The organism is Pseudomonas sp. 22515 (genome assembly GCF_052044625.1).
Classification (GTDB): domain Bacteria; phylum Pseudomonadota; class Gammaproteobacteria; order Pseudomonadales; family Pseudomonadaceae; genus Aquipseudomonas; species Aquipseudomonas alloputida.
Map to the genome: position 1 here is coordinate 45,214 of NZ_JBQENN010000019.1, position 16,241 is coordinate 61,454.

Here is a 16,241-nt window from a genome sequence, read left to right on the forward strand (position 1 = left end):
GCCGGCACAGGCCATACGTCAGGTGCGGAACCTGCGCACCAGCGTATCCAGCTCATTGGACAGCCCGGCCAGGCTCTCGGAGTCCTGGCGCGCCGCCTGGGCCAGCTCGGCCACCAACTGCGCATCCCCGTGAATCTGGCTGATGTGCCGGTTGATGTCCTCAGCCACCTGATGCTGTTCTTCGGCTGCCGTGGCGATCTGGGTGTTCATGTCGCGGATCACATCCACCGACTCACGGATCTGCCCGAAGCTGTCGCGGGCCAGACCAATGCGGCTCACCGACTGCTGCGACACTTCCAGGCTGGCGTGCATCTGCTCGGCCACTTCGGCGGTACGGCTGGCCAGGTTGCCCAGCAAACCGTCGATTTCAGCGGTGGAGTCGGCAGTACGCTTGGCCAGCGCCCGTACTTCGTCGGCCACCACGGCAAAGCCGCGGCCCTGTTCACCGGCACGGGCCGCTTCGATGGCGGCGTTCAGGGCCAGCAGGTTGGTTTGTTCGGCAATCGAACGGATCGTGCCGAGGATCGACTGAATGGCGTTGCTGTCACGCTCCAGTTGCTGGATCGACTGGGCCGATTGCTCGATCTCCTGGCTCAGGCGATCAACGCTGTGTACCGCTGCATCGATCTGTTGCTGCCCTTCGCGGGCCTGCTGCTGGCCGTTGTCGGCCGACTGCGCCGCCTGGCTGCAGGACCGTGCCACTTCATTGGCGGTGGCGACCATTTCGTGGAATGCAGTGGAAACCATATCCACGGCTTCGCGCTGGCGGCCGGCCGCCTCGGCCATGTCGCTGGAGACGCGGGTCGAGCTGCTGGAGGTGCTGAGGATCTTGCTGGCGGCAGCACCGATGTGCTGGATCAGGCTGCGAATGGCACCGAGGAACTGGTTGAACCAGCTGGCCAGTTGCGCGGTTTCGTCGCGGCCGCGGATTTCCAGGTTGCGGGTCAGGTCACCCTCACCTTGGGCAATGTCCTCCAGGCCGTTGGTGACGCTGTTGATCGGGCGCACGATCAGTTTGGCGAAGGCCGCACCGACCACCGCGAACAGCGAGGCCAACACCACAGCGATGACACCGATCAGCCAGGTGAGCCGGGTGGTGGTCTGCATCACTTCGCTTTGTTCGATCAGGCCGATGAAGGTCCAGCCCAGCTGCTGGTCGGGGTAGACGTTGGCCATGTAGTGCACGCCATTGAGCTCGACCTCGACCAGGCCTTTGCCGGCTTTGGCCAGCTTGGCGTAACCGTCGCCAAAGCTTCCCAGCTGCTTGAAGTTGTGGGCGGCGTCGCGCGGGTCGACCATCACGTTGCCGTTGCTTTCCACCAGCATCAGGTAGCCGCTTTCGCCCAGTTTGATCTGCTTGACGATTTCGGTCAGGCCCTTGAGCGACACGTCGATGTTGACCACGCCGCCGGGGTTGCCCAGCTGGTTGGCCACGGTGCGCACGGTGCTGACCAGCACCGCATCGTCGGCGGCCCAGTAGTAGGCGCCGGTACGCATCGTCTTGCCAGGGTTGGCCATGGCAAGTTGGTACCAGGGGCGCGTGCGAGGGTCATAATTGACAAACTTCTGGCCGGCCGGCCAGCCAGTGTAGCCGCCGTCATTCACCCCGTAGGACAGGTAGGCGTAGGCGGGGTGTGAGTTGGCCAGGCGAGTCATGAAGTCGAGAATTTTGCTGGCCTGCTCGCCCAGTTCGTAGGACGGGGTTGCGCTCATGTACTTGTTCAGCTCGCTGCCCGTGGCGGCAACCATTGGCTGGGAAGCCATGTACTCGACGTTTTGGTTGATCCCCTGGAAGAAGATGTTCATCGCGTTGCTGACCTGGCGGATTTCCCGGCTGCTGCTGTCGAGGAATCCGTCGCGGGCTTCGCCGCGCAGGTTGATGACCACCAGGGTGGCCACGAGAACGATGGGCAAGCCGGCGATGACCGCGAATGCCCAGGTCAGTTTCTGTTTGATGCTCATCGACGCTCCCGGAATTTTTGTTTTCGACACACGAGGCAGGTAGCAACTGCATCGGCAGCATCCGGGTTTTATGAAGCCAAAACGCCCGTATTTATTGGATAAAGTCGTGGTTGGTGACTATTCGGTCGTGTTTGGACATTTATGGCATGCCAAAGGCGCGTGGCAGCTCAGTGACAGCAGCTGCCCGCAGCGCCATTGGCCAGGTCTTTGAGGATCGGGCAGTCCGGGCGGTCGTCACCCTGGCAGTGCGAAACCAGCTCGCCGAGGGTGTCGCGCAAGCTCACCAGCTCCTCGATGCGCCGGTTCAGTTCATCGATGTGGTGCATGGCCAGCGCCTTCACATCGGCGCTGGCACGTTGGCGGTCCTGCCACAAGGTCAGCAACTTGCCGACCTCTTCGAGGGAAAAGCCCAGGTCGCGGGAGCGTTTGATGAAGGCCAGGTTGTGCAAGTCTTGCGCCTGGTACAGGCGGTAGCCGCTGTCGCTGCGAGTGGCGGGTTTGAGCAGGCCGATGGACTCGTAGTAACGGATCATCTTGGTGCTGAGCCCGCTGCGGCGGGCGGCCTGGCCGATATTCATGGTACCTCCTGGGTGCTGCTGGTGGGTTTCCACGTTTTAAGCCACAGGGCATTGCTGACGACGCTGACACTGGACAGGGCCATGGCGGCACCTGCCAGTACCGGGTTGAGGTAACCCAGCGCGGCGAGCGGAATGCCGATCAGGTTGTAGATGAAGGCCCAGAACAGGTTCTGGCGGATCTTCGCGTAGGTCTTGCGGCTGATTTCCAGCGCGGCGGGCACCAGGCGCGGGTCGCCACGCATCAGGGTGATGCCGGCGGCCTGCATGGCCACGTCGGTACCGCCACCCATGGCAATGCCGATGTCGGCCGCGGCCAACGCCGGTGCATCGTTGATGCCATCGCCAACCATGGCGACCACCCCATCCTGCTTGAGCGCGGCCACGGTCGCGGCCTTGTCGGCCGGTAGCACTTCGGCGTGCACATCGTCGATGCCCAGTGCCTCGGCAACCACTTTGGCGCTGCCACGGTTGTCACCGGTCAGCAGGTGGCTGCTGATGTGTTGGGCGTGCAGGGTTTCGATGGCCTGCGCGGCGCCAGGCTTGAGGCTGTCACCAAAGGCGAACAGGCCCACCACTCTCGGTTGCGCGCCGCGCTCGATCAGCCACGACAGTGTGCGCCCTTCCGCTTCCCAGGCCTGGGCCTGGGCAGCCAAATCGCCGGGCTGCAGACCGCTTTCGTCAAGCAGTCGGCGGTTGCCCAGCGCCAGTTCACGGCCTTCAACGCGCCCGGCAATGCCGCGCCCGGTCAGTGACTGGCTGTCGGCAACGGTTGGCACGTCCAGCCCTTGCTCTGCACAGGCCACCAGTACCGCCTTGGCCAGCGGGTGTTCACTCCCGCGCTGCAGGGCGCCGGCCAGGCGGTGAAGGTCGGCACTGTTGCCGTCCAGCGCCTGACTGTGAACCACCCGCGGGCTGCCGGAGGTGAGGGTACCGGTTTTGTCGAACACTACGCGGTTGACCGCATGGGCACGCTCCAGAGCTTCGGCATCCTTGATCAGAATACCGTGGCGGGCGGCGACCCCGGTGCCGGCCATGATCGCGGCGGGTGTGGCCAGGCCGAGGGCGCAGGGGCAGGCGATGACCAGCACGGCGACGGCGTTGATCAGCGCGGTTTCCAGCGGTACCCCTGCCAGCCACCAGCCGATCAAGGTGATCAGGGCCAGTACCAGCACGGCCGGGACGAACACCTGGCTGACACGGTCGACCAGCTTCTGGATCGGTGCTTTGGCGGCCTGGGCGTCTTCCACCAGGCGGATGATGCGCGCCAGCACGGTCTCGGTGCCCAGCGCCTGGGTACGCACCAGCAGCCGGCCTTCACCATTGATGGCGCCACCGGTGACGCTGTCGCCGGGCTGCTTGGGCACTGGCAAGCTCTCGCCGCTGATCAGGGCCTCATCGGCATGGCTGCTGCCGTCTTCGACCACGCCGTCGACTGGGAAGCGTTCGCCGGGCTTGACCAGTACCAGGTCGCCCAAGCGCAAGTGGGCAATGGCCACGTCCTCTTCCACACCGTCGACCACGCGCAGGGCGCGTTCCGGGCGCAGGGCTTCGAGGGCTCGTATGGCACTGGCGGTCTGGCGTTTGGCGCGGCTTTCCAGGTACTTGCCCAGCAATACCAGGGCAATCACCACGGCTGAGGCTTCGAAGTACAGGTGCGGGGCCATACCGGCGGGAGCCTGGGCCCATTGGTACAGGCTCAGACCATAGCCAGCGCTGGTGCCCAGGGCCACCAGCAGGTCCATGTTGCCGGCGCCGGCGCGCACGGCCTTCCAGGCTGCAATGTAGAAGCGGGCACCGAGAATGAACTGCACGGGTGTGGCCAGCAGGAACTGCGCCCAGGCGGGTAGCATCCAGTGCAAGCCGAACGGTTGTACCAGCATGGGTAATACCAGCGGCAGGGCCAACAGCAAGGCTGCACCGACTGCCAGGCGCTCGTTGCGCAGGCGGCGCTGGACAGCGCTTTGGTCGTCCTTGGTCGATTGCGGCAGGCTGGCGCTGTAGCCTGCCTTTTGCACAGCGTCGATCAGCAGGTTGTCATCAAGGGCCGCAAGCACTTCGAGGTGCGCGCGTTCGCTGGCCAAGTTGACGCTGACCCGCTCGACCCCGGCCAATTTGCCCAGGGCGCGCTCTACTCGGCCGACACAACTGGCGCAGGTCATGCCGCCTATCTGCAGTTCGAGGGTGCGGGTTGGTACCCCGTAACCGGCCTCGCGCACGGCTTCGACCAAGGCTGGCAGGCTGGCAGGCGGGGCTACAACCCGGGCTTTTTCAGTGGTGAGGTTTACGCTGACCTGTTCAGCGCCGGTGACCTTGCGCAGGGCGTGCTCGACCCGGCCAGCACAGCTGGCGCAGGTCATGCCGGAGATCGGCAGGTCGTATGTGGTGGATGCGGGCATGGCTCTCCTCCTTGGACAGGCCTCCAGCATCAACCTTGCCACGCAGGCAAGGTCAATAGCCCAGGTCGGCTCGTTTCAACTCCAGCCCATATTGCCCCATGGCGATGCGGTATTTGTTGATCTGGCCCGCCTGCAGATTCAAACGCGCGCTGCGCTGGTCCTCTATACCTGCGGCGCAACCCGGCATTTGCCCAGGCAGCAGGCGCAGGCGCACATCCACCGGGCCAGGCGGCAGGTTGAACGAGGTGGACTGCTCCTGGAAAACGCGCCCGGAAAGCTGGTCGTTTAGGTACACGCCGATTTCGCAACTGGTGGCCACTTCCAGGCGCTCCCGGGAAATGATCAGTACGCTGTAGGCCGAGTTGCCCTCGGCGAATGCCGGTGGCACCACAGCCAGCGCGCCCAAGAGCCCGACGACGCCCAATGCTGCCCTGAACATGAAAAATCTCCTGCTTGCCTGATCGTCAAAGGCGCAGCTTGGCCGACGCGGACGCGGATTTCCACCCCGGGCGTTGCAGGCAGGGCTTGACCTTGCCCTGATGGCAAGCTTGAAACTTGTGAAAAACCTGAAGGAGGTAACCCCCATGCAAGTGTTCAATGTACAAGGCATGACCTGCGGCCATTGCGTGAAAGCCGTGACCCGCGCGGTGCAGGAGCAGGATGCGGCAGCCAGGGTGGAAGTTGATCTGGCAGGCAAACAGGTGCGTGTGCAGAGCGAGTTGGCGCAGGAGCAGATTCTCACTGCGATTCGCGATGAGGGGTATCAGGCCGAAATCGCCTGAAGACCTGATTGCTCCCACCGGGGGTAACAGTGTTGCAAATGTTTTCACATTGACAGGGTCCACAGCAGGTAGAATCAGTCACTTGCTTAGCCTGCTATGGATTCCTGATGAACCTGCGAATGGTGCTCATCCTGGGCGCACTCAGTGCGTTCGGGCCCTTGGCGATCGACTTTTACCTGCCAGCCTTCCCGGCCATGGCGCAAGCGTTCGCCACCGATGAAAAACACGTCCAGGCCACGTTGGCCGCCTACTTCCTGGGCCTGTCTATCGGGCAGTTGGCCTATGGGCCGGTTGCCGACCGCTTTGGCCGACGCAAACCGCTGATGTTCGGCGTTACGCTGTTCACCTTGGCATCACTGGCCTGTGCCTACGCCCCCAACCTCGATACCTTGGTGGTGGCGCGTTTCATCCAGGCACTGGGTGGTTGTGCCGGCATGGTGCTTTCGCGGGCCATCGTCAGCGACAAGTGCGACCCGGTAGCTTCAGCCAAAGTGTTTTCGCAACTGATGCTGGTCATGGGCTTGGCGCCGATCCTGGCACCGATGCTGGGTGGGGTGCTGGTGAACCTGGCCGGTTGGCAGTCGATCTTCCTTGCGCTGAGCCTGTTCAGTGCCGGCTGCCTGCTGGCGGTAAGCCTGGGCCTGCCGGAAAGCCTGCCCGAGCATATACCCCGGCAACCGCTGTCTGGCGCCTTGCGCCAGTACCTGCGGCTGCTGGCTGACCGGGTTTTCCTTGGCCATGCCCTGACCGGCGGTATCGCCATTGCCGGCATGTTTGCCTATATCGCCGGTTCACCTTTCGTGTTCATCAAACTGTATGGCGTGCCCGCTGAGCACTACGGCTGGCTGTTCGGCACCAACGCCGCAGGTTTTATTCTGGTGGCGCAGGTGAACGCCCGCCTGCTGGCCAAACGCGGGCCGGCCTTCCTGCTGGGCCGTGCGGTGTGGCTGTATCTGGTTGCGGGCCTGGTGCTGCTGGGCGTGGCGGCGTTGCGCCCTGCGCAACTGTGGCCGCTACTGGTGCCGCTGTTCATCTGTATCGCCAGCCTTGGTTGCATCATTCCCAATGCTTCGGCCTGCGCCATGAGTGGACAGGGCGCGCGTGCCGGCAGCGCCTCGGCACTGATGGGCTGTGTGCAGTTCAGCGTAGCTGCGGGTGCTGCGGCGCTGGTCGGGCTGCTGCATGATGGCAGTGCGGTGCCCATGGCAATCGTGATCAGCCTGTGCGGGGCGCTGGTGGTCAGTGTTGCGCTGTTGACCCGGCGTTTGCAGGCCAAGGCTCCCGCATGAGCGGGTGAGGTGCCTGCAGCCGGGTTTCCAGCGTGGCGACGAAGGCACGCGCCTCAGCCTCGCTGCGGAAACTGACCACATGCTGATCGAGCTGGACTTGCCAAGGGCAGGCGGGGTTTCGGCTCGACGCACTTACGATAATTTTCATCGCTGCATACCTCCAGGAAGGGGAGCCGCTCAAGTGTAGCGCTGGCCCGCCAGCCTGCCATGACACGGCTTCAGCGTCCTGACTGACGGTAAGTGTGTGCATTTTCCTGGCGGTGTCTCCTACTTTGGGCGCAATGCCTGCAAACCCGCAGAACCTTCGCTTTGTTTCGCACTATTTGTGGAAGGTTGCTGTGGGCCACATCTGATATGGCTGCAAGTCTGTTTTCATCAAGATGTTTCAGCGCGTTTGTGTGGGCGTACCGGTGCCTTGATTGACTGGGTGCCGGGGCGTTTTCGAAGCCGCCTCGCTGCTTGCCATGGGTAGGCATACCCAGTGGTTTTTCGTCATGAGTACGATGGCACCTGGCCGTCTGAACCGGCGTTTTCTGCGGCTTATACTGGCGAGCCAGGCCAGTGCCAGCGAGAGGCGCTTCCCTGGCAGGGTTGGCCATCGCATCCCCACAGTGAACTTGCAGGGAGTTACAAGGACATGAACGCAGCCAGCAGTATCAGCCAGATCGCCAGCCTGATGGCCGACCCCAAGCGCAGTGCCATGTTGTGGGCATTGATCGATGGCACACCGCGGTTGGCCAATGAGCTCGCGATAATGACTGGCCTGACTTCATCGTCAGCCTGCGCGCACCTTTCGCTGCTGTCGTCGGCCGGTTTGCTCAGGCATGAAGCCAGGGGCCGCAAACGTTACTTCTGCCTGGCTACCCCGCAGGTCGGAGCGGCGGTAGAGGCCTTGGCCAGCGTACAGCTGGAAAGCGCCAGGGGAGAGCGTGCCGAAGCGCCGGTATCGTCGCTGCCGCTGTCGATGCGCCGGGCGCGCCGTTGTGGCGATCACCTGGGTGGGGAGTTGGCCAGTGAGCTGTACCATCGCATGGTGGTGGCTGGCTGGTTGGAAGGCAGCGGACGGCACTTGAGGGTCAGTGACGAGGGGCGGGCGCAGTTGGCCTTGGTCGGGGTGTACATCGATGCCCTGGCGCCCCACCAGCAACGAGGTTGCGTGATCTGCCGCTGCACCGAATGGAATGACCAAGGCCCGCATCTGGGGGGCGTACTGGGTCAGGCCTTGTTCAGGTTGTTCCTGCAATCTGGCTGGATGCGCGAGATAGAGGACTCGCGGGCACTGCATATTTCGGCGCTGGGTATCCAGCAGATCAATCGCATAGCCCGCGTGGCGACGTTGCAGGTCGGTTGAGCGCAACGTCGTCATGCTACTCAAACCAACCGTGCGTCCAGGCTGTTCTGCGCCAGGCGACGAGCCTGGTCTTCGGTCATGCCCAAGTGGGTATGCAGAGCGTGGAAGTTCTCCGTGACGTAGCCACCGAAGTAGGCCGGGTCGTCCGAGTTGACCGTGACTTTCACACCACGCTCGAGCATGTCGAGGATGTTGTGCTGGCTCATGTGGTCGAACACGCAGAGCTTGGTGTTGGAGAGCGGGCACACCGTGAGCGGGATCTGCTCGTCGATGATGCGCTGCATCAGGCGCTCGTCCTCGATGGCGCGCACGCCATGGTCGATACGTTTGATCTTCAGCAGGTCGAGGGCTTCCCAGATGTACTCGGGCGGGCCTTCTTCGCCAGCATGGGCAACGGCGACGAAGCCTTCGCTACGGGCGCGGTCGAACACCCGCTGGAACTTGCTGGGCGGGTGGCCCATCTCCGAGCTGTCCAGGCCTACGGCAATGAACGCATCGCGGAACGGCAAGGCCTGATCGAGGGTCTTGTGCGCTTCATCCTCGCTGAGGTGGCGCAGGAAGCTGAGGATCAGGCCGCTGCTGATGCCCAGTTGTTCGCGGCCATCCTTGAGCGCCTGGCTGATGCCATTGAGCACCACTTCGAAAGCAATGCCGCGGTCGGTGTGGGTCTGCGGGTCGAAGAAGGGTTCGGTGTGGATCACGTTCTGGGCCTTGCAGCGTTGCAGGTAGGCCCAGGTCAGGTCGTAGAAGTCCTGCTCGGTGCGCAGCACATCCGCGCCCTGGTAATACAGGTCGAGGAACTCCTGCAGGTTGTTGAAGGCATAGGCACCGCGCAAGGTCTCCACATCGGCCCAGGGCAAGGCGATCTTGTTGCGCTCGGCCAGGGCGAACAGCAACTCTGGCTCCAGTGAGCCTTCCAGGTGCAGGTGCAGTTCGGCCTTGGGCAGGGCGTTCAACCAGTCATACATAGTGGTCATCTCAATCAGGTACGGTTGCGGCCATTCTACAGGGGCTGGCTGGGCAATGCGCCCAGCCGGGCTGCGACCTGGTGAATCACCAGACCAAGGGTTCGCCCTTGTAGTTGATGAAACGCAGGCCGCCCTTGCCGCTTTGGGCCTTGATCTGTTCGATCATGCCGCGGGTGCTGGTGAGCACATCGATTTCGGCGTTTTCGCCACCCATGTCAGTTTTCACCCAGCCCGGGTGCATGGCCAGCACGCACAGGTCCGGGCGCTGCTGCTCAACGAAGAAGCTGTTGATCATCGAGTTCAGTGCCGCCTTGCTGGCCTTGTACAGGCAGATTTCGCCACCGTCTGGGATGGTGACGCTTCCCAGGATCGAGCTCATGAAAGCCAGCACACCACTGCCTTCGCGTATTTGACCCACCAGGCGGCGAGCCACGCGTATCGGCGCCACAGCGTTGGTCATGAACAGATCGCCAATGTCGCTGTTGTGGACTCCCTCCAGGTCTTGCGGCAGGGGGCCCATGACTCCGGCGTTGACGAATATCAGGTCGAACACCTGGCCTTGCAGGCGTTGCTTCAGGCTGTCGAGCTGAACGGTGTCGTTCATTTCCAGCTGCTCGATATGCACGCCGGGCACGTTCGCCAGGGCGCCGGGCTGCTGCGGGTTACGGACGGTGGCAGTGATGTGCCAACCGTCTTCGTGCAGGCGTTGTACCAAGCCCAGGCCAAGCCCGCGCGAGGCGCCGATGATGAGGGCAGTTCTTGAATTGGCCATAGGAACATTCCTTTATCGGTGTAGGAGAAAGGAATTGAGCATACGTCACGGCGAATACGCGTGCCTGGTTTGCGTCTGGTTAAAAAATGGTCAGTTTTGTCTGGGCCTTGCGGGGCCGGGCGCTTCGCCTGTTGGCGCACGGGTTATCCACAAGCTGGTCCACAGTTATTGTGTGCAAGGTGAGCAAGCGGGGTGCGGCTTGGATGGGCGGTTCGCTGGGGATAAGTCGCGCACATTCAGCAGTTTACGACTGTCATCAAATAGTGATCAAAATATGATCAAAGCTCTGGGGGCCTCGAAATCACTAGCCTGCAAGAGAGTGCCCCAAGCTTATCCACAGGCAGGCCCACAGTTGTTGTGGGCAATGTTCAGCGTGCTTCGAGCAAAATACGCCCGCGGCTCAGGTCCGCCAGTTGCTGTTGCAATGGCGCCAGGTGGGCGTCACCGAGGGCAACCACCAGGTCCACACCATTGGCGGTGAACTGTTCATCCAGGACCAGGCCGTCAACCTCGGCCAGGCGCAACTTCACCAGCGCCAGTTCGCTGAAACTGCAACTGCAGCTGAAGTGGCTGCGCTGCACCAGTAGGCGCTTGGGCGCCTGTTGCAGGCACTTGTTGGCGCCGCCGCCATAGGCCCTGGCCAGGCCGCCGGTACCCAGCTGGATGCCGCCGTACCAACGGATCACCAGCACCACCACTTGGTCGCAGTCCTGCGCTTCAATGGCCGCCAGTATCGGCCGCCCTGCAGTGCCGCCGGGTTCGCCGTCGTCACTGCTGCGGTACTGCGCGCCGAGTTTCCAGGCCCAGCAGTTGTGGGTAGCGGCCAGGTCGCTGTGGCGTTCGATGAAACTCATCGCTTCGGCGGCGCTGCTGATCGGCCCGGCGAGGGTGATGAAGCGGCTTTTGCGGATTTCCTCGCGGTATTCGCAGAGGTCGAGCAGGGTAGAAGGCATAAAAGACGGTCAGGCAGCCGGCGTGATGCCGCAGCCCTTCAAAATGATGTGGATAAGGTTGTTGCTCGCGTCTTCCATGTCCTGCTTGGTCAGGCGGCTGCGGCCAGTCACCTGGCAAATCTGGGTGGCGAAGTCGGCATAGTGCTGGGTGCTGCCCCAGAGCAGGAAGATCAGGTGTACCGGGTCGACCGGGTCCATTTTGCCTGCTTCGATCCAAGCCTGGAATACCGCAGCACGGCCGCGGAACCATTCGCGGTAATCGGCACTGAAGTATTCGGTCAGGCAGGTGCCACCGCTGATCACTTCCATGGCGAAAATGCGCGAAGCTTGCGGGTTGCGCCGGGAGAACTCCATTTTGGTGCGGATGTACTGGCTCAGGGCTTCACCGGGGTCGTCATCGACGCTCAAGGCGTTGAAGGTGCTGTCCCACAACTCGATGATGTTGCTGAGCACGGCGATGTACAGGCCCAGCTTGTTGGTGAAGTAGTAATGCAGGTTAGCCTTGGGCAACCCCGCCTTGAGGGCGATGGTGTTCATGCTGGTGCCCTTGAAACCATGGCGGGCGAACTCATCTTCGGCGGCCTGGATAATGGCCTGTTCGTTCTTCTGGCGGATACGGCCCGCGGGCTTGCCCGAGGCGGAGAGGCGATGCGCAGGGACTTCTAGGGTCATGGACGATTCCGTACGGGGCAGTGGCTGCGGCTGTGGGACAAGATTACCTGCCTGTGCCGAAGTGACAAGCGTTTGCGGCACAGACTGGCATCAACGTGTCGCAGCCAGGCTTTCGAGGAAGCTTTCCAACACCAGGTTGGGGCGCCGACCTTTGCGGGTAACCCAGCTCAGGCTCAGGTCATAAAAGCGCTCCTTGGGCTTGAGCGCACGCAAACGGCCTTGCTGTACCCAGAACATGGCGTAGTGGTCGGGCAGATAGCCAATATAACGCCCGGTGAGGATGAGAAACGCCATGCCCTCGCGGTCAGAAGCACTGGCTGTGCAATTCAGCGCCTGGTAGTGCGCCTGGATGTCGGCCGGCAGGCGGAAGGTGGGGGTGATGGCTTCCTGGCTGTTGAGGCGTTCGTCGTCTATCTGCTGGTCGTCGGCGTAGAACAGCGGGTGGCCGACTGCGCAGTACAGCAGCGAGCGTTCGCTGTACAACGGTTGGTACTCAAGCCCCGATAGCGGGCTGGTCTGTGGGACGACGCCAACGTGCAGGCTGCCGTCGAGCACGCCGTGCTCGACCTGGCTGGGGGCGATCATACGGATCTGGATGCGTACATCAGGGCCGCGGTCCTTGAGTTCCGCCAGGGCATGGGTGATACGCATGTGCGGCAGGGTCACCAGGTTGTCGGTCAGGCCGATGTTCAGCTCGCCGCGCAAATGCTGGTGCAGGCCATTGACCTCGGTGCGGAAGGTTTCCAGCGCGCTGAGCAGTTGCAGGGCTGAATGGTAGACCTCGCGGCCTTCCTCCGTCAGCGAGAAACCGGCGCGGCCGCGCTGACACAGGCGCAGGCCGAGGCGTTGTTCGAGGTCGTTCATCTGCTGGCTGATGGCCGAGCGACCAATGCCCAGTACGTTTTCGGCAGCCGAGAAGCCTCCGCACTCGACGACGCTGCGATAGATCTTCAGCAGGCGGATGTCGAAATCGCTGACTTGGGCGAGTGGATCGGGTCTTCGGCTCATCAGTTTAGTCTCGGCCTGCCTGAAGGTTAGAAATGTAGGCTTTTTCAGACTCTATCGCCGTGCCAACTTAGCTGCAACAACATCCATCGTTGCCTAATCGTCTTCCGAGGAACCGCCGATGAACATGCCCGAAACCGCCCCCGCGGGTATCGCCAGCCAGCTCAAGCTGGACGCCCACTGGATGCCCTATACCGCCAACCGCAACTTCCAGCGCGACCCACGCCTGATCGTGGCGGCCGAAGGCAATTACCTGGTCGATGACCACGGGCGCAAGATCTTCGACGCCCTGTCTGGCCTGTGGACCTGCGGCGCAGGGCACACTCGCAAGGAAATCGCTGACGCGGTGACCCGCCAACTGAGTACGCTGGACTACTCCCCAGCGTTCCAGTTCGGCCACCCGCTGTCGTTCCAGCTGGCGGAAAAGATCGCCGAGCTGGTGCCGGGCAATCTGAATCACGTCTTCTATACCAACTCCGGTTCCGAGTGCGCCGATACCGCACTGAAGATGGTACGTGCCTACTGGCGCCTGAAAGGCCAGGCAACCAAGACCAAGATCATCGGCCGTGCCCGTGGTTACCATGGCGTGAACATCGCCGGTACCAGCCTGGGTGGCGTCAACGGTAACCGCAAGATGTTTGGTCAGCTGCTGGACGTCGACCACCTGCCTCACACCGTGTTGCCAGTGAACGCCTTCTCCAAAGGCATGCCGGAAGAGGGCGGTATCGCGCTGGCTGACGAAATGCTCAAGCTGATCGAGCTGCACGATGCCTCCAACATCGCAGCAGTCATCGTCGAGCCGCTGGCCGGTTCGGCCGGTGTGCTGCCGCCGCCGAAGGGTTACCTGAAGCGTCTGCGTGAAATCTGCACCCAGCACAACATTCTGCTGATCTTCGACGAAGTGATCACAGGCTTCGGCCGCATGGGCGCGATGACCGGCTCGGAAGCCTTCGGCGTTACCCCGGACCTGATGTGCATCGCCAAGCAGGTGACCAACGGCGCCATCCCGATGGGCGCAGTGATTGCCAGCAGCGAGATCTACCAGACCTTCATGAATCAGCCGACCCCGGAATACGCCGTGGAATTCCCACACGGCTACACCTATTCGGCGCACCCGGTAGCCTGTGCCGCCGGTCTCGCCGCGCTGGACCTGCTGCAGAAGGAAAACCTGGTGCAGTCCGCGGCTGAACTGGCGCCGCATTTCGAGAAGCTGTTGCACGGCGTGAAGGGCACCAAGAATATCGTCGATATCCGTAACTACGGCCTGGCCGGCGCCATCCAGATCGCCGCCCGTGACGGTGATGCCATTGTTCGCCCATACGAAGCGGCCATGAAGCTGTGGAAAGCCGGCTTCTATGTACGCTTTGGTGGCGACACCCTGCAGTTCGGCCCAACCTTCAATACCAAGCCGCAGGAACTGGACCGCCTGTTCGATGCTGTAGGCGAAACCCTGAACCTGATCGACTGATCTTTCCGATTTTGATGCCAGGCGCATGCCCGCAGCGCGCGCCTGGCTCTCCTTTGTTTATCTGGAGTTTTGCATGAGCATTGTTCAGCACCTGATTCACGGCGAACTGGTTACCAAGGGTGAGCGCACCGCCGATGTCTTCAACCCGTCCACTGGCCAGGCCGTTCGCAAGGTCGAACTGGCCAGCCGCGCAACCGTGCAGGAAGCGATCGACTCGGCCAAGGCAGCCTTCCCGGCCTGGCGCAACACCCCTCCGGCCAAGCGCGCCCAGGTGATGTTCCGCTTCAAGCAACTGCTGGAGCAGAACGAAGCCAAGATTTCGCAGATGATCAGCGAAGAGCACGGCAAGACCCTGGAAGACGCCGCCGGTGAACTGAAGCGTGGTATCGAGAACGTCGAGTTCGCGTGTGCAGCCCCTGAAGTGCTGAAGGGTGAGTACAGCCGCAACGTCGGTCCGAACATCGACGCCTGGTCCGACTTCCAGCCGCTGGGCGTGGTTGCCGGTATCACCCCATTCAACTTCCCGGCCATGGTGCCGCTGTGGATGTACCCGCTGGCCATCGCCTGCGGCAACGCATTCATCCTCAAGCCTTCCGAGCGTGACCCGAGCTCGACCCTGTACATTGCCCAGTTGCTGCTGGAAGCCGGCCTGCCGAAGGGCATCCTGAACGTCGTGCACGGTGACAAGGAAGCGGTGGATGCGCTGATCGAAGCGCCGGAAGTCAAAGCACTGAGCTTCGTGGGCTCGACCCCGATCGCCGAGTACATCTATGCCGAAGGCACCAAGCGTGGCAAGCGTGTACAAGCCCTGGGGGGCGCGAAGAACCACGCGGTGCTGATGCCGGATGCCGACCTGGACAACGCCGTCAGTGCACTGATGGGCGCGGCTTACGGTTCGTGTGGCGAGCGTTGCATGGCCATTTCGGTCGCCGTGTGCGTAGGCGACCAAGTGGCCGATGCCCTGATTGCCAAGCTGGAGCCACAGATCAAGGCGCTGAAGATTGGTGCCGGCACCTCGTGCGGCCTGGACATGGGCCCGCTGGTGACTGCGGCAGCGCGTGACAAGGTCGTGGGTTACATCGATGACGGTGTTGCTGCTGGCGCCAAGCTGGTGGTGGATGGCCGTGGTTTCCGAGTGGCGGGTAATGAAGATGGCTACTTTGTGGGTGGCACCCTGTTCGACAAGGTGACCCCGGAGATGCGCATCTATAAAGAGGAGATCTTTGGCCCGGTGCTGTGCGTGGTCCGTGTGAATAGCCTGGAGCAGGCCATGCAGCTGATCAACGATCACGAGTATGGCAACGGCACCTGCATCTTTACGCGTGACGGTGAAGCGGCCCGTCTGTTCTGCGACGAGATCGAAGTGGGTATGGTGGGTGTGAACGTACCGCTGCCGGTGCCGGTGGCCTATCACAGCTTTGGTGGCTGGAAGCGTTCGCTGTTTGGTGATCTGCATGCCTATGGCCCGGATGGTGTGCGCTTCTATACCCGTCGCAAGGCAATTACCCAGCGTTGGCCTCAGCGGGCCAGCCATGAAGCGTCGCAGTTTGCATTCCCTAGCCTTTAAGGGAGGGTAAACAAAGCGGGGAGACCGTCAGGCCTCCCCGCTTTGTTTTTGGGGGTTGGTTTTTGCTGTTGTAGGGGGAGGTGTGGTGGGTATGTCTTGAGGTGGTTTTGGCGGTGAGATGTGTCTGCCATAACCCCTGCAGCGCCTGTGAGATCGAGCGCCGCCCGCGCGGCGCTTCGCGGGTAAACCCGCTCCTACGTTTGTTTCGGGCCAGTCTCTCCTGTGCCTGGCGCGCGCGACCGCCTTGTTTGTTCGACGCGATATTGAGACAGGCACCAAAGCGTTCGCGCGCGAATCCCACAGGCATAATTGGCCCGAAACAAACGTAGGAGCGGGTTTACCCGCGAAGCGCCGCGCGGGCGGCGCTCGATCTCACAGGCGCTGAAACTGTCGTGGCGAACACTTGGCAGCCCCGATACGGTCTTTTCCCCTTATATTTCACTTTCTTGAAATTAAAGGTTGACGCCCTCTCGAATCC

General features: G+C 62.3%; 15 protein-coding genes and 1 pseudogene. 5 read left to right on the forward strand and 11 right to left on the reverse strand.

The window, feature by feature from the left end; translation table 11 throughout:
• Positions 1–18 precede the first annotated feature (18 nt).
• The 5 genes and pseudogenes from ACTJJN_RS18225 to ACTJJN_RS18245 form a co-directional block, all read right to left on the reverse strand.
• Positions 19–786, reverse strand: a complete 768-nt coding sequence (locus tag ACTJJN_RS18225) for a methyl-accepting chemotaxis protein (protein WP_372339992.1) — start codon at positions 784–786, stop codon at positions 19–21.
• Positions 787–876: 90 nt separating this feature from the next.
• A pseudogene (locus ACTJJN_RS18230) lies at positions 877–1,962 on the reverse strand (HAMP domain-containing protein); the annotation flags it as partial.
• Positions 1,963–2,129: 167 nt separating this feature from the next.
• Positions 2,130–2,540 carry a Cu(I)-responsive transcriptional regulator gene (gene cueR, locus ACTJJN_RS18235; RefSeq protein WP_004576995.1) on the reverse strand — a complete coding sequence of 137 codons (411 nt, stop codon included), beginning with the start codon at positions 2,538–2,540 and terminating at the stop codon, positions 2,130–2,132.
• Positions 2,537–4,936 (reverse strand): heavy metal translocating P-type ATPase, encoded by a 2,400-nt coding sequence (locus ACTJJN_RS18240; RefSeq protein WP_221100826.1) that lies wholly within the window; start codon positions 4,934–4,936, stop codon positions 2,537–2,539. Before ACTJJN_RS18240 ends, cueR begins: the two co-directional genes overlap by 4 nt.
• Before the next feature lie 52 nt (positions 4,937–4,988).
• Positions 4,989–5,375 (reverse strand): hypothetical protein, encoded by a 387-nt coding sequence (locus ACTJJN_RS18245; protein WP_014755216.1) that lies wholly within the window; start codon positions 5,373–5,375, stop codon positions 4,989–4,991.
• 145 nt (positions 5,376–5,520) lie between these two features.
• Between ACTJJN_RS18245 and ACTJJN_RS18250 the strand changes: the two genes are divergently transcribed.
• Together ACTJJN_RS18250 and ACTJJN_RS18255 are read left to right on the forward strand one after the other, a co-directional pair.
• Entirely contained in the window at positions 5,521–5,718 is a 198-nt protein-coding gene (locus tag ACTJJN_RS18250) for a heavy-metal-associated domain-containing protein (RefSeq protein ID WP_003255286.1), read from the forward strand.
• Between the two features lie 107 nt (positions 5,719–5,825).
• Positions 5,826–7,007, forward strand: coding sequence for a multidrug effflux MFS transporter (locus tag ACTJJN_RS18255; protein ID WP_003255285.1), 1,182 nt, complete (start codon positions 5,826–5,828; stop codon positions 7,005–7,007).
• Here the strand turns inward: ACTJJN_RS18255 and ACTJJN_RS18260 are convergent.
• Complete coding sequence (locus ACTJJN_RS18260; protein ID WP_003255284.1) at positions 6,958–7,155, reverse strand: hypothetical protein; 198 nt, start codon at positions 7,153–7,155, stop codon at positions 6,958–6,960. The genes ACTJJN_RS18255 and ACTJJN_RS18260 overlap by 50 nt on opposite strands.
• A 489-nt stretch (positions 7,156–7,644) precedes the next feature.
• Between ACTJJN_RS18260 and ACTJJN_RS18265 the strand changes: the two genes are divergently transcribed.
• A complete protein-coding gene (locus ACTJJN_RS18265; RefSeq protein ID WP_004576993.1) occupies positions 7,645–8,358 on the forward strand; it encodes an ArsR/SmtB family transcription factor in 714 nt (237 codons plus the stop codon).
• 20 nt (positions 8,359–8,378) lie between these two features.
• Here ACTJJN_RS18265 and ACTJJN_RS18270 read toward each other — a convergent pair whose 3' ends face one another.
• The 5 genes from ACTJJN_RS18270 to ACTJJN_RS18290 form a co-directional block, all read right to left on the reverse strand.
• A complete protein-coding gene (locus ACTJJN_RS18270) occupies positions 8,379–9,326 on the reverse strand; it encodes an adenosine deaminase (RefSeq protein WP_003255282.1) in 948 nt (315 codons plus the stop codon).
• A gap of 85 nt (positions 9,327–9,411) precedes the next feature.
• Positions 9,412–10,098, reverse strand: coding sequence for an SDR family oxidoreductase (locus tag ACTJJN_RS18275; RefSeq protein WP_221100825.1), 687 nt, complete (start codon positions 10,096–10,098; stop codon positions 9,412–9,414).
• Positions 10,099–10,466: 368 nt separating this feature from the next.
• Positions 10,467–11,051 carry an IMPACT family protein gene (locus tag ACTJJN_RS18280; RefSeq protein WP_221100824.1) on the reverse strand — a complete coding sequence of 195 codons (585 nt, stop codon included), beginning with the start codon at positions 11,049–11,051 and terminating at the stop codon, positions 10,467–10,469.
• Positions 11,052–11,060: 9 nt separating this feature from the next.
• Positions 11,061–11,723 carry a TetR/AcrR family transcriptional regulator gene (locus ACTJJN_RS18285; protein WP_012051106.1) on the reverse strand — a complete coding sequence of 221 codons (663 nt, stop codon included), beginning with the start codon at positions 11,721–11,723 and terminating at the stop codon, positions 11,061–11,063.
• 90 nt (positions 11,724–11,813) lie between these two features.
• On the reverse strand, positions 11,814–12,734 hold the full coding sequence (locus ACTJJN_RS18290; RefSeq protein WP_029380767.1) for a LysR family transcriptional regulator: 921 nt from the start codon (positions 12,732–12,734) through the stop codon (positions 11,814–11,816).
• Positions 12,735–12,849: 115 nt separating this feature from the next.
• Between ACTJJN_RS18290 and ACTJJN_RS18295 the strand changes: the two genes are divergently transcribed.
• Both ACTJJN_RS18295 and ACTJJN_RS18300 read left to right on the forward strand, forming a co-directional pair.
• Entirely contained in the window at positions 12,850–14,196 is a 1,347-nt protein-coding gene (locus tag ACTJJN_RS18295) for an aspartate aminotransferase family protein (protein ID WP_014589574.1), read from the forward strand.
• 73 nt (positions 14,197–14,269) lie between these two features.
• Positions 14,270–15,763: a CoA-acylating methylmalonate-semialdehyde dehydrogenase gene (locus ACTJJN_RS18300; protein ID WP_003255276.1), complete on the forward strand. Its 1,494-nt coding sequence runs from the start codon at positions 14,270–14,272 to the stop codon at positions 15,761–15,763.
• The last annotated feature ends 478 nt before the right edge of the window (positions 15,764–16,241 follow it).

What these genes read in the sequence shown, in the direction of transcription:
- ACTJJN_RS18225 (WP_372339992.1), bottom strand. Translation starts at nt 786, where the DNA reads ATGGCCGAGGCGGCCGGCCGCCAGCGCGAAGCCGTGGATATGGTTTCC.
- cueR (WP_004576995.1), bottom strand. Translation starts at nt 2,540, where the DNA reads ATGAATATCGGCCAGGCCGCCCGCCGCAGCGGGCTCAGCACCAAGATG.
- ACTJJN_RS18240 (WP_221100826.1), bottom strand. Translation starts at nt 4,936, where the DNA reads ATGCCCGCATCCACCACATACGACCTGCCGATCTCCGGCATGACCTGC.
- ACTJJN_RS18245 (WP_014755216.1), bottom strand. Translation starts at nt 5,375, where the DNA reads ATGTTCAGGGCAGCATTGGGCGTCGTCGGGCTCTTGGGCGCGCTGGCT.
- ACTJJN_RS18250 (WP_003255286.1), top strand. Translation starts at nt 5,521, where the DNA reads ATGCAAGTGTTCAATGTACAAGGCATGACCTGCGGCCATTGCGTGAAA.
- ACTJJN_RS18255 (WP_003255285.1), top strand. Translation starts at nt 5,826, where the DNA reads ATGAACCTGCGAATGGTGCTCATCCTGGGCGCACTCAGTGCGTTCGGG.
- ACTJJN_RS18260 (WP_003255284.1), bottom strand. Translation starts at nt 7,155, where the DNA reads ATGAAAATTATCGTAAGTGCGTCGAGCCGAAACCCCGCCTGCCCTTGG.
- ACTJJN_RS18265 (WP_004576993.1), top strand. Translation starts at nt 7,645, where the DNA reads ATGAACGCAGCCAGCAGTATCAGCCAGATCGCCAGCCTGATGGCCGAC.
- ACTJJN_RS18270 (WP_003255282.1), bottom strand. Translation starts at nt 9,326, where the DNA reads ATGTATGACTGGTTGAACGCCCTGCCCAAGGCCGAACTGCACCTGCAC.
- ACTJJN_RS18275 (WP_221100825.1), bottom strand. Translation starts at nt 10,098, where the DNA reads ATGGCCAATTCAAGAACTGCCCTCATCATCGGCGCCTCGCGCGGGCTT.
- ACTJJN_RS18280 (WP_221100824.1), bottom strand. Translation starts at nt 11,051, where the DNA reads ATGCCTTCTACCCTGCTCGACCTCTGCGAATACCGCGAGGAAATCCGC.
- ACTJJN_RS18285 (WP_012051106.1), bottom strand. Translation starts at nt 11,723, where the DNA reads ATGACCCTAGAAGTCCCTGCGCATCGCCTCTCCGCCTCGGGCAAGCCC.
- ACTJJN_RS18295 (WP_014589574.1), top strand. Translation starts at nt 12,850, where the DNA reads ATGAACATGCCCGAAACCGCCCCCGCGGGTATCGCCAGCCAGCTCAAG.
- ACTJJN_RS18300 (WP_003255276.1), top strand. Translation starts at nt 14,270, where the DNA reads ATGAGCATTGTTCAGCACCTGATTCACGGCGAACTGGTTACCAAGGGT.